General features: G+C 45.6%; 2 protein-coding genes. Both read left to right on the top strand.

Translation table 11 applies throughout. The features are described 5' to 3' along the window. Positions 1–22: 22 nt before the first annotated feature. Positions 23–1,018: a hypothetical protein gene (locus tag H6571_18795; GenBank protein MCB9325793.1), complete on the top strand. Its 996-nt coding sequence runs from the start codon at positions 23–25 to the stop codon at positions 1,016–1,018. Positions 1,019–1,318: 300 nt separating this feature from the next. Next, positions 1,319–14,881, top strand: coding sequence for an HYR domain-containing protein (locus H6571_18790; GenBank protein MCB9325792.1), 13,563 nt, complete (start codon positions 1,319–1,321; stop codon positions 14,879–14,881). Positions 14,882–14,946 lie beyond the last annotated feature (65 nt).

The raw sequence follows: 14,946 nt of genomic DNA, 5'->3' as shown, positions 1-14,946 counted from the left end.
GGAAAAATTAAAAAATAGAAAAATGAAAAAATTACAGACTCCAAATATTATCATAATTGCACTCAGCATTTTATTAGCCTTGGGTTTTTCTGTTTCAGCTCAGAATACGGGTATGGTTAGTGTCCGTTTTTCAAACCCTCAATATGATCAAACGCAGCGGACCTATTGTCTGGATGTTGATTTGCAGTCAAATGTCCAGGGGCAACGCTTTGATGGGATGAATGTGCGATTTTTTTATGATGCTACAAAAATGGATTTTTTGAATATTGCCAATTTTCATGAAGGTGTCGGCCCTGTTAATCCTAATCCGGCCAGAGTAACGGAAGGAGCCGCATGGGGGTATTATTTATTTAATTTGGAATCTTCAGCAAATGCTGTTAATGGTGCTGTCCAGGTAATAAACCCTGATAATTACGTAACCATTCCAACGGATGGATGGATGAAATTTTTTGAGGTTTGTTTTGAAGTAAAGGAGTCAATTCCCGTTAATGAAGATTTTTGTCCAAGTGTGATCTGGGATTTGAAAACAGCTTCTGGAAAAGGAGGTTTTTTAACAGGTAGTGGAGGTGTTGTTATAACCACTTATGGCAATAACCCCTCCATTAAAGATGGTAAAAGAATTACGGCTTCACAGCATTTTAACTGGGAAGGATATGCTGATCAGGGTACCCCTCCATTTGGAGTGCCAATCCAGGAAAATTGTATCTCTCTCACTGGAAGCGTAACGGGAATTGAATCTACAGATGCGAAAAAATTTGAGTTGTTCCAGAACCAACCAAATCCTTTTGATGAATTTACAGAAATCAGATTTACCCTTCCTGAGGCTTCCGCTGCCAAGTTGACCTTTTTTGACGGAACCGGTAAATCCATCAAACTTATTGAGGGGGATTATGCAGCCGGGATGAATGTAGTAAAAGTTAAAAGTAAGGATTTTCATGAGGTTTCAACCGTACTTTTTTATCGCCTTGAAACTCCAGCTCATAAATCAGTATTCAAAAAGATGATCTTTTTGAGGTAAGTAAAAAGCCTTTTGAAAATTGCCTCAAATGAACCTAAAACCATCTAAAAATAAAGGCTGGGTTTGAACTGGGTTTAAACCTGGATTTATTTTTGAATTAACAAGATAAAAGTCCATATGAAAAAGCCTCTATCTACGGAAACGAAAAGTAATCGAAATGAAAATTTTAGTTTTTCATCTCGAATTTCTTTTTTTATTATACTATTCCTGTCTTTTGGTTTTCAAGGGATGGCACAAGATCCTGTTGTCACAGTACGATTTGCTAACCCGGATTATGATTGTAATACGTCAAAATATTGTTTGGATGTAGAGTTTCATTCGGATACACCTAATTTGGAATTGCAGGGAATGAATGTGCGTTTTTGGTACGATGATGATGTTCTTGAATTTTCCCATTTCGATAATTTTCAGGGGGGATACGGTGAAATAACTCCTGCTCCAGAGTTACAAGCTTATAATGGAGCCGGAACATCATTTTTTGGTTTTGGTCCAATTGCTGAAAGGTTTAGTGGAAACGTAGATTTAGTTAATACAATGGCAACTCCAATTAAAATTGAAACAACAGGTTGGACGATGTTATATGAGGTTTGCTTTGATGTTGATGCTCCTTTAGAAGATGATACTTTTTGTCCAAGTGTAATATGGGACTTACAGGAACCTCCGAGTACTGGTGGCTTTTTGGGAGGAACCTTAGATTTTACTGTGGTTGGTGGTTCTACTATTGTTAAAGCGGTAGAACAATTTAATTGGCAATATGATGGATCTCCTGCCACTACTCCTTACGGGGCTCCGGTGCAAACTTCCTGTACTTCAACCATTTGCGGTCCTGTTGGGGAACCGGTAATAACAGCTCAATTTGCCAACCCTCAATTTGATTGTGATAATAGCCAGTATTGTGTGGATATAGAATTACAATCCAATACAGCAAGCCAGGAGTTATTTGATATGGAGGTCAGTTTTTTCTTTGATAGTGATATCATGACCTTTGCAGGATTTCAAAATTATGCCGCCGGATATGGAACGGTTGTCCCGAATCCCCCGGCAGAATCACCAATTGTAACAAATCTTTTTAATTTCCCTGGTTCGACCAGGTGGTTGCATGGGAATATCCAGGTGGCTAACCCATCCATTACGGCATTAGCTATATCAACGATCGGATGGACTAAATTAGTAGAGGTTTGTTTTGATGTTGTAAGTCCGGGAGAAGCGGACTTTTGCCCGAACCTCGTATGGGATCTTATGGAAGACCCTGTTAACGAAGGATTCTTTGCTCAGGGAGTTATCATTAATGTGGTAGATCAAAATACAGATCTTGCCATTCCTTCCACGGAGAATGTAGTTCAGTACAACTGGGATTATTTTCCTGGTGCAGTGGCAGCTCCCTGGGGAGCACCGGAGATAGCTCCGACAAATTGTATTTCAACTATTTGTGGCGATCCGGTAATTACAGCTCAATTTGCAAATCCTCTGTTCGATTGTGTTACGGATCAATATTGTGTAGATATAGAATTGCAGTCAGATATTCCAGGTCAGGAGTTATTTGATATGGAGGTCAGCTTTTTCTTTGATAGTGATATCATGACCTTTGCAGGATTTCAAAATTATGCTACAGGTTATGGTCCCGTAGTTCCGAGTCCTCCGGCAGAATCACCAATTGGAACAAATCTTTTCAATTTCCCTGGTTCGACCAGGTGGTTGCATGGGAATATCCAGGTGAATAACCCTTCCATTACAGCATTAGGTATATCAACGACCGGATGGACTAAATTGGTTGAGGTTTGTTTTGATGTTGTAAGTCCGGGAGAAGCCGACTTTTGCCCGAACCTCGTATGGGATCTTATGGAAGACCCTGTAAACGAAGGATTCTTTGCTCAGGGAGTTATCATTAATGTGGTAGATCAAAATACAGATCTTGCCATTCCTTCCACGGAGAATGTCGTTCAGTACAACTGGGATTATTTCCCTGGTGCAGTGGCAGCTCCCTGGGGAGCGCCGGAGCTGGTTCCGACAAATTGTATTTCAACCATTTGTGTAGATCCTGTAATTACCGCTGAATTCACAAACCCGCAATATTATTGCGATGATAATAAATATTGTTTGGATATAGAATTGCATTCAGATATTCCAGACCAGGAGTTGTATGATATGGAGGTCAGTTTTTTCTTTGATAGTGATGTCATGACCTTTGCAGGATTTCAAAATTATGCCACAGGTTATGGCCCCGTAGTTCCGAGCCCCCCGATAGAAGCACCTATCGTAACAAATCTTTTCAATTTCCCTGGTTCGACCAGGTGGTTGCATGGAAATATCCAGGTAGTCAATTCATTGATGGCTCTTGATTTACCTACAAGTGGAGGGGCAAAATTGGTTGAGGTTTGTTTTAATATAGTAGCAGGAACCCCTGATGATAGTTTTTGCCCAAGTGTCGTATGGGATTTGGAAGAGGATCCAGCAGACCTGGGATTTATTGCAGATGGTATGGTCATTAATGTGGTAGATCCTATTTCCAGTAATGCTATTCCTTCCACAGAGAATGTCGTACAGTTTAACTGGGCGTATTTTCCAGGTGCTGTGGCAGCTCCTTGGGGCGAGCCGGTAGTGACGTCATGTATTGCAGCCCTTACTGCCACCGCAAGTGATCAGGTTAATGTCTCTTGCTTTGGAGAAGCCGATGGATCAATACTGATTACACCTTCTGGTGGTGCAGGTCCTTATACCATTACTCCTGCTCAAACAGGTCTAACGGCTGGGGGATATACATTTACAGTTACAGATAATTATGGGTGTGAGACGGCGGTAGATGTGACGATCACGGAACCGATAGAAGTTACGGTAGATGCCAGTTCAACGAATGTAAGTTGTAATGGAGAAGCAGATGGGACGATCACCGTCTTTGGAGTAAGTACCGGAGCGACCACGATGATACAACTGGATGGTGTAGGAGCAGACCTGAGTGGCCAAGCCACCTATGGTCCTGGCACTTATGTAATCACAGCTACGGCACCGAATGGCAATAATGATGGCGATTGCACCGCGACAGCGAGTGTAACGATCACCGAACCGATAGAAGTTACGGTAGATGCCAGTTCGACGAATGTAAGTTGTAATGGTGAAGCAGATGGGACGATCACCGTCTTTGGAGTAAGTGCCGGAGCGACCACGATGATACAATTAGATGGTCTAGGAGCAGACTTGAGTGGGCAAACCACCTTTGGTCCTGGCACTTATGTAATCACCGCAACGGCACCGAATGGCAATAATGATGGTGATTGCACCGCGACAGCGAGTGTAACGATCACCGAACCGATAGAAGTTACGGTAGATGCCAGTTCGACGAATGTAAGTTGTAATGGTGAAGCAGATGGGACGATCACCGTCTTTGGAGTAAGTGCCGGAGCGACCACGATGATACAATTAGATGGTCTAGGAGCAGACTTGAGTGGGCAAACCACCTTTGGTCCTGGCACTTATGTAATCACCGCAACGGCACCGAATGGCAATAATGATGGTGATTGCACCGCGACAGCGAGTGTGACGATCACCGAACCGATAGAAGTTACGGTAGATGCCAGTTCGACGAATGTAAGTTGCAATGGTGAAGCAAATGGGACGATCACCGTCTTTGGAGTAAGTGCCGGAGCGACCACGATGATACAATTAGATGGTCTAGGAGCAGACTTGAGTGGGCAAACCACCTTTGGTCCTGGCACTTATGTAATCACCGCAACGGCACCGAATGGCAATAATGATGGTGATTGCACCGCGACAGCGAGTGTGACGATCACCGAACCGATAGAAGTTACGGTAGATGCCAGTTCGACGAATGTAAGTTGCAATGGTGAAGCAAATGGGACGATCACCGTCTTTGGAGTAAGTGCCGGAGCGACTACGATGATACAATTAGATGGTCTAGGAGCAGACTTGAGTGGGCAAACCACCTTTGGTCCTGGCACTTATGTAATCACCGCAACGGCACCGAATGGCAATAATGATGGTGATTGCACCGCGACAGCGAGTGTGACGATCACCGAACCGATAGAAGTTACGGTAGATGCCAGTTCGACGAATGTAAGTTGCAATGGTGAAGCAAATGGGACGATCACCGTCTTTGGAGTAAGTGCCGGAGCGACCACGATGATACAATTAGATGGTCTAGGAGCAGACTTGAGTGGGCAAACCACCTTTGGTCCTGGCACTTATGTAATCACCGCAACGGCACCGAATGGCAATAATGATGGTGATTGCACCGCGACAGCGAGTGTGACGATCACCGAACCGATAGAAGTTACGGTAGATGCCAGTTCGACGAATGTAAGTTGTAATGGTGAAGCAAATGGGACGATCACCGTCTTTGGAGTAAGTGCCGGAGCGACCACGATGATACAATTAGATGGTCTAGGAGCAGACTTGAGTGGGCAAACCACCTTTGGTCCTGGCACTTATGTAATCACCGCAACGGCACCGAATGGCAATAATGATGGTGATTGCACCGCGACAGCGAGTGTGACGATCACCGAACCGATAGAAGTTACGGTAGATGCCAGTTCGACGAATGTAAGTTGTAATGGTGAAGCAAATGGGACGATCACCGTCTTTGGAGTAAGTGCCGGAGCGACTACGATGATACAATTAGATGGTCTAGGAGCAGACTTGAGTGGGCAAACCACCTTTGGTCCTGGCACTTATGTAATCACCGCAACGGCACCGAATGGCAATAATGATGGTGATTGCACCGCGACAGCGAGTGTAACGATCACCGAACCGATAGAAGTTACGGTAGATGCCAGTTCGACGAATGTAAGTTGTAATGGTGAAGCAGATGGGACGATCACCGTCTTTGGAGTAAGTGCCGGAGCGACCACGATGATACAATTAGATGGTCTAGGAGCAGACTTGAGTGGGCAAACCACCTTTGGTCCTGGCACTTATGTAATCACCGCAACGGCACCGAATGGCAATAATGATGGTGATTGCACCGCGACAGCGAGTGTAACGATCACCGAACCGATAGAAGTTACGGTAGATGCCAGTTCGACGAATGTAAGTTGTAATGGTGAAGCAGATGGGACGATCACCGTCTTTGGAGTAAGTGCCGGAGCGACCACGATGATACAATTAGATGGTCTAGGAGCAGACTTGAGTGGGCAAACCACCTTTGGTCCTGGCACTTATGTAATCACCGCAACGGCACCGAATGGCAATAATGATGGTGATTGCACCGCGACAGCGAGTGTGACGATCACCGAACCGATAGAAGTTACGGTAGATGCCAGTTCGACGAATGTAAGTTGTAATGGTGAAGCAAATGGGACGATCACCGTCTTTGGAGTAAGTGCCGGAGCGACCACGATGATACAATTAGATGGTCTAGGAGCAGACTTGAGTGGGCAAACCACCTTTGGTCCTGGCACTTATGTAATCACCGCAACGGCACCGAATGGCAATAATGATGGTGATTGCACCGCGACAGCGAGTGTGACGATCACCGAACCGATAGAAGTTACGGTAGATGCCAGTTCGACGAATGTAAGTTGCAATGGTGAAGCAAATGGGACGATCACCGTCTTTGGAGTAAGTGCCGGAGCGACTACGATGATACAATTAGATGGTCTAGGAGCAGACTTGAGTGGGCAAACCACCTTTGGTCCTGGCACTTATGTAATCACCGCAACGGCACCGAATGGCAATAATGATGGTGATTGCACCGCGACAGCGAGTGTGACGATCACCGAACCGATAGAAGTTACGGTAGATGCCAGTTCGACGAATGTAAGTTGCAATGGTGAAGCAAATGGGACGATCACCGTCTTTGGAGTAAGTGCCGGAGCGACTACGATGATACAATTAGATGGTCTAGGAGCAGACTTGAGTGGGCAAACCACCTTTGGTCCTGGCACTTATGTAATCACCGCAACGGCACCGAATGGCAATAATGATGGTGATTGCACCGCGACAGCGAGTGTAACGATCACCGAACCGATAGAAGTTACGGTAGATGCCAGTTCGACGAATGTAAGTTGTAATGGTGAAGCAGATGGGACGATCACCGTCTTTGGAGTAAGTGCCGGAGCGACCACGATGATACAATTAGATGGTCTAGGAGCAGACTTGAGTGGGCAAACCACCTTTGGTCCTGGCACTTATGTAATCACCGCAACGGCACCGAATGGCAATAATGATGGTGATTGCACCGCGACAGCGAGTGTGACGATCACCGAACCGATAGAAGTTACGGTAGATGCCAGTTCGACGAATGTAAGTTGCAATGGTGAAGCAAATGGGACGATCACCGTCTTTGGAGTAAGTGCCGGAGCGACTACGATGATACAATTAGATGGTCTAGGAGCAGACTTGAGTGGGCAAACCACCTTTGGTCCTGGCACTTATGTAATCACCGCAACGGCACCGAATGGCAATAATGATGGTGATTGCACCGCGACAGCGAGTGTGACGATCACCGAACCGATAGAAGTTACGGTAGATGCCAGTTCGACGAATGTAAGTTGTAATGGTGAAGCAAATGGGACGATCACCGTCTTTGGAGTAAGTGCCGGAGCGACCACGATGATACAATTAGATGGTCTAGGAGCAGACTTGAGTGGGCAAACCACCTTTGGTCCTGGCACTTATGTAATCACCGCAACGGCACCGAATGGCAATAATGATGGTGATTGCACCGCGACAGCGAGTGTGACGATCACCGAACCGATAGAAGTTACGGTAGATGCCAGTTCGACGAATGTAAGTTGTAATGGTGAAGCAAATGGGACGATCACCGTCTTTGGAGTAAGTGCCGGAGCGACCACGATGATACAATTAGATGGTCTAGGAGCAGACTTGAGTGGGCAAACCACCTTTGGTCCTGGCACTTATGTAATCACCGCAACGGCACCGAATGGCAATAATGATGGTGATTGCACCGCGACAGCGAGTGTGACGATCACCGAACCGATAGAAGTTACGGTAGATGCCAGTTCGACGAATGTAAGTTGTAATGGTGAAGCAAATGGGACGATCACCGTCTTTGGAGTAAGTGCCGGAGCGACTACGATGATACAATTAGATGGTCTAGGAGCAGACTTGAGTGGGCAAACCACCTTTGGTCCTGGCACTTATGTAATCACCGCAACGGCACCGAATGGCAATAATGATGGTGATTGCACCGCGACAGCGAGTGTGACGATCACCGAACCGATAGAAGTTACGGTAGATGCCAGTTCGACGAATGTAAGTTGTAATGGTGAAGCAAATGGGACGATCACCGTCTTTGGAGTAAGTGCCGGAGCGACCACGATGATACAATTAGATGGTCTAGGAGCAGACTTGAGTGGGCAAACCACCTTTGGTCCTGGCACTTATGTAATCACCGCAACGGCACCGAATGGCAATAATGATGGTGATTGCACCGCGACAGCGAGTGTAACGATCACCGAACCGATAGAAGTTACGGTAGATGCCAGTTCGACGAATGTAAGTTGTAATGGTGAAGCAGATGGGACGATCACCGTCTTTGGAGTAAGTGCCGGAGCGACCACGATGATACAATTAGATGGTCTAGGAGCAGACTTGAGTGGGCAAACCACCTTTGGTCCTGGCACTTATGTAATCACCGCAACGGCACCGAATGGCAATAATGATGGTGATTGCACCGCGACAGCGAGTGTGACGATCACCGAACCGATAGAAGTTACGGTAGATGCCAGTTCGACGAATGTAAGTTGTAATGGTGAAGCAAATGGGACGATCACCGTCTTTGGAGTAAGTGCCGGAGCGACCACGATGATACAATTAGATGGTCTAGGAGCAGACTTGAGTGGGCAAACCACCTTTGGTCCTGGCACTTATGTAATCACCGCAACGGCACCGAATGGCAATAATGATGGTGATTGCACCGCGACAGCGAGTGTGACGATCACCGAACCGATAGAAGTTACGGTAGATGCCAGTTCGACGAATGTAAGTTGCAATGGTGAAGCAAATGGGACGATCACCGTCTTTGGAGTAAGTGCCGGAGCGACTACGATGATACAATTAGATGGTCTAGGAGCAGACTTGAGTGGGCAAACCACCTTTGGTCCTGGCACTTATGTAATCACCGCAACGGCACCGAATGGCAATAATGATGGTGATTGCACCGCGACAGCGAGTGTGACGATCACCGAACCGATAGAAGTTACGGTAGATGCCAGTTCGACGAATGTAAGTTGCAATGGTGAAGCAAATGGGACGATCACCGTCTTTGGAGTAAGTGCCGGAGCGACTACGATGATACAATTAGATGGTCTAGGAGCAGACTTGAGTGGGCAAACCACCTTTGGTCCTGGCACTTATGTAATCACCGCAACGGCACCGAATGGCAATAATGATGGTGATTGCACCGCGACAGCGAGTGTGACGATCACCGAACCGATAGAAGTTACGGTAGATGCCAGTTCGACGAATGTAAGTTGCAATGGTGAAGCAAATGGGACGATCACCGTCTTTGGAGTAAGTGCCGGAGCGACTACGATGATACAATTAGATGGTCTAGGAGCAGACTTGAGTGGGCAAACCACCTTTGGTCCTGGCACTTATGTAATCACCGCAACGGCACCGAATGGCAATAATGATGGTGATTGCACCGCGACAGCGAGTGTAACGATCACCGAACCGATAGAAGTTACGGTAGATGCCAGTTCGACGAATGTAAGTTGTAATGGTGAAGCAGATGGGACGATCACCGTCTTTGGAGTAAGTGCCGGAGCGACCACGATGATACAATTAGATGGTCTAGGAGCAGACTTGAGTGGGCAAACCACCTTTGGTCCTGGCACTTATGTAATCACCGCAACGGCACCGAATGGCAATAATGATGGTGATTGCACCGCGACAGCGAGTGTGACGATCACCGAACCGATAGAAGTTACGGTAGATGCCAGTTCGACGAATGTAAGTTGCAATGGTGAAGCAAATGGGACGATCACCGTCTTTGGAGTAAGTGCCGGAGCGACTACGATGATACAATTAGATGGTCTAGGAGCAGACTTGAGTGGGCAAACCACCTTTGGTCCTGGCACTTATGTAATCACCGCAACGGCACCGAATGGCAATAATGATGGTGATTGCACCGCGACAGCGAGTGTAACGATCACCGAACCGATAGAAGTTACGGTAGATGCCAGTTCGACGAATGTAAGTTGTAATGGTGAAGCAGATGGGACGATCACCGTCTTTGGAGTAAGTGCCGGAGCGACCACGATGATACAATTAGATGGTCTAGGAGCAGACTTGAGTGGGCAAACCACCTTTGGTCCTGGCACTTATGTAATCACCGCAACGGCACCGAATGGCAATAATGATGGTGATTGCACCGCGACAGCGAGTGTGACGATCACGGAGCCTGATCTACTCACCCTCACCGCCACCCCAATCAACCCTGATTGCGCCGGAGACCTCGGATCAGTACTATTAGAAACAACAGGCGGCACCGAACCATACACCTACGACCCAGGCAACCCACCAGTGGATGATTTAACTACTGGCACCTACACCTACAATGTAATGGATGCAAATGGGTGTACGGCAATGGCTACGGCAATGATTAGTACAACACCACTGCCAACAGTGGTACTGTCACCGATTAATGATATCAGTACAATTACAAATACCCCGGTAATTATTACCCAGACAGTGACCTATCCAGTATTTACACTTGATCCGTCCTATTTGACAGATGCTGTATTTAACAGTGGAGTAGCTTTCCCTGCTGGTGCGGAAATAATCAAAATTGAATATAATGATGGTATAATAAACAGTTTCCCAACCATTGTTGATGGAAACTTAGGAGGACTTACAGAAGTATACCTAAGTGATGTTCTTGGTGGAGCTTATCCATTGAACGACCATTCGGGCCTTACCGTGGAATGGATCTTCACGCTTGCAGGTTTTGGCGATGAAGCTACCTATCCAATAACGATAACGCCCGTAACATACATTTCAGGAGATCCTAATGAATGCGAATCGGCCATTGGAACACCGGCGAGCTTCAGTCTGACTTTTGCAGATATGGATATTTTTGCTATTGCAACTTCACCGGCGCAGGTTATTTGTGATAAAGTAACCTTTACTTTTGAGGAGGATTACCCGGCGATTGCAAATGTGGATGCCTTAGTACTTTCCAATGCAATGATCACGGTGACTTCTGGCGATCCGATTCCTGCCGGAACAACCATTGATTGGAGCACTACATTTGGTTCCGGATCTTACCTGCTGCCAGCAGCAACCAGTAGTATTTACCTTTCTGAAATCCTCGGATTAGGTCCTAATCCTTTGGTTAACGAAAACAATGCGGCAAGGACATGGACCTTTATGTTGAGCGGACCAAACCTTGACGAATTTGATTACGATTTGCAAATTGATGGAATAGCGCAGCTGGAAGGAGTGGATTATGTTTATGCCACTGAAAATATTTCGATAAAAGGTTTACCGGTGGTAACATTGTCTTCCATTGCTGATGTTAGCACTATTACCAATACACCAGTGGTGATTCATCAGTCGGTTACTTATCCGGCTACAATTACGACGTTGTCAAGTGTGGTAACCGATGCAGAAATTTCTACTCCGGTTGCTTTCCCTGCCGGCGCAATAATAGAAACGATCACCTATGACGATAATAACGGAAACGTCTTCTCATGGCCTGTAAACTATAATATTGGCGGGCTGAATTCACTATACCTTAGTTACGTCTTAGGTTCGGCCTCTCCTTTGAATGGGCATGCAGGCCTCACGGTAGACTGGACGTTTACCCTTAGTGGCTTTGATGCGGAACAAACTTATCCGATAACAATCACTCCGGTCGCATACGATCCTGCTATTAATTGTATTTCAGTGATAGGCTCCTCCTCCTCTTTCAATTTGACATTTGCTGATTTAGTGGCCTATAGTCTGGCTCCTGATCCGGCATTGATATGCGATGATGAAGTCACGTTTACGGCTGATATCACTTATCCAGCCATTGTCAATGTGGATAATGGCACAGGAGTGGTGGTTAATAATGCGAAGATTACCTCCGATGTTGCTTTGCCGGCAGGAACGATAGCGTGGAGTTATAATGGAATTCCGGGAGTGCCTTTTACTGTTGTTGCAGGTACAACCACCTTATACCTGAGTGACATTGTTCAGAATACACCTTATCCTATTGTTACGGATAATGGCCTTTCCGCAACCTGGGTATTCACTTTGTCCGGGGTAGGATTAGGGAATAATGATTATGTATTTACCATAGAGAACCTGGCACAGCTAGGGGGGAATGATTATATATACAATTCTGCCACTATAAATATTGATAATGATGGGGTAGGACCGGTAATCGACTGTATGAGCATTCCTATGCAAATAGTAAATACTTCCGTAGGGGGTTCAGGGGATTGTACAGGATTGATTCCGGATGTGACACAATTGGTTAGATCTGCTTCAATGGATAACTGTACAGATCCAATGGATTTGATCATTACCCAGTTACCTGCTATAGGAGATCCAGTTTCGGGCGCAGATGGAACTACATTGACAGTAACTGTTTCTGTGGAAGATGCTCATGGCAATTCAACAGATTGTCAGGTGACCATTGAATTGAATGATGATGAAGCACCGATCATTACAAATTGCCCTGCAAGCGATGTGGTAGTGGTTGCCGATCCAAATTTCTGTGGTAAATTTATTACACAATCCGTAAATATAACAGACAATTGCGATTTGACATCTGTTGTGGCTACCGCACCGGCTTCTATTATTCCTCCAATAGTGAATCCTCTTAGTTCTTTATATACGGTTGCGGGTAATTTTTCCGTAGGAACGACTGAAGTTACGGTTACGGCAACAGATGCCGGTGGAAATCCATCGACCTGTGTTTTCAATGTAGTGGTTCAGGATACACAGGCTCCTGCTTTACAAAATGGTACTTGTCCGGGTAATATTACAGTAAGTGATACGGATGGGGATTGTATGGCGAATGCGACCTGGTTAGCGCCTATTTTTTCGGATAATTGTGGTTTAGGTGGTGGGTTTACGGTTTCAGGTGATTACACTCCGGGTGCAGCCTTCCCGGTTGGAACAACTACAGTAACCTACACCGCCACGGATGGTTCTCCATATTCAAGTGATGCAACCTGTATTTTTGATGTAATTGTTTTGGATGATCACGACCCTTCCATTACCTGCCCTGCAAATATTTCAATGCCGGCAGATCCCGGGTTATGTGAAGCTACCGTAACCTTTGTGGCTCCTGTAGGAACAGATAACTGTTCCTCGGTAACTACTACTCAAACGGATGCCACTGGATTGTCAAGTGGTTCTGTTTTTCCTTTAGGTACAACTACCCTGGAGTTTACAGCTACTGATGGCGCGACCAATAGTTCGACCTGCACCATTATGGTGACGGTAACCAGTGTACCTGTTGCAGTGGATGATGTAAGTCTTCCAAGTTTGCCAGGATCTGTTACGCTAAACGTAGTAAACAACGATACCGACTGTGATAATAATATCGATGTTTCAACAGTCGATCTGAACCCATCAATGATGGGACAGCAAATAATGCTTACCGTACCTGGAGAAGGAGTATGGGATGTAAATGCAATAGGAGAAGTAACTTTTACCCCTGAAGTAGGCTTTACACTTGATCCTACTCCAATTACCTATACGGTTGGCGATGGTTCTTCCTTTACATCGAATACCGCAACCATTGCGATCGATTATGTTCCTGTAGCCATGGATGACCTCAGCAATAACAATAATGCCGGTCCGGTAGAGGTGGATGTATTGAGCAATGATACGGCTGGTGATTTGGTTGATCCTATGACGGTTCAAATCGTGGGGACAGCCAGCCCGGGGATGTCATTAATGGTGTTGGGAGAAGGTACATGGAGTGTAAATGGAATAACTGGAGCTATTACATTTGATCCTGAGGTTGGGTTCACTGGAAATCCAACACCTATATATTACACCGTTTTAGATGATGAAATGAATGAGTCCAACCAGGCCCTTGTGACTGTTGAATACACCTCATGTGTTCCGATTGAGGCTTGGGTTTATCTGGAAGGGGCTGCAGTCGCACCTGACGGGTCTTCAAATTATTCAATTCCAATGAGAACAACTTTGAATGATCTGCGGATTTTACCAGGGCAGTATCTTCAAAATGGACTACTTGGTAATTTTTATACACCCTCTGACCAGCCTTATGATGTTGCCCCATGGAATTATTCAGGGAATGAAGGACTCGGGTATGATTCTGAAGAAATGATTTCTATGGCGGATGCCGGATATCCTTCGACGGTGGTAGATTGGGTTTTGGTTTCTCTACGTGATAAGGAAGTAGATATTTTTAATCTCAATGGAGGTTATAAACCTACTGAAACACCAATATGCACTGCCGCCGCATTATTGCACATGGATGGTTCTATTGAATTTATTGATGGCTTTGAATGTTGCGAATTAAACGTTTCAGAATCGTATTACATAGTTATCGAGCATCGTAATCACCTTTTGGTGGCTTCGCATGAACCAGTTTCTATTGTTAACGGAAAGATTTCTTATGACTTCAGATCTCAGCAAAGTTACATTCAGATTGCCTTTGGCAGCCCCAACGGCTTTGGCCAAAAGGAAATTCTGCCAGGAGTATTTGCTATGCATGCCGGAAATGGAGGCCAGGCACCTGATCCTCAGGCGGATACTGATATTAATCTGGGAGATGAATTTTATTTGAAGTCTCAATACGGACAAGTTTTACGATATCGTAATGGTGATTATAATATGAACGGATCTCCCAATAACCTGGATCGGATTTTATGGGGATTCAATAACGGAAAGTCATCGGCGGTACCTAGGAATTAAATAATGTTACAACCGGATGGTTCTTCTTTTATAAAAAAACTGTCCGGTTGTATTCACAGAATAAA

It is taken from the genome of Lewinellaceae bacterium, from assembly GCA_020636105.1.
Classification (GTDB): domain Bacteria; phylum Bacteroidota; class Bacteroidia; order Chitinophagales; family Saprospiraceae; genus BCD1.
This window is presented reverse-complemented; position numbering and strand designations above follow the sequence as displayed.

What these genes read in the sequence shown, in the direction of transcription:
- H6571_18795 (MCB9325793.1), top strand. Translation starts at nt 23, where the DNA reads ATGAAAAAATTACAGACTCCAAATATTATCATAATTGCACTCAGCATT.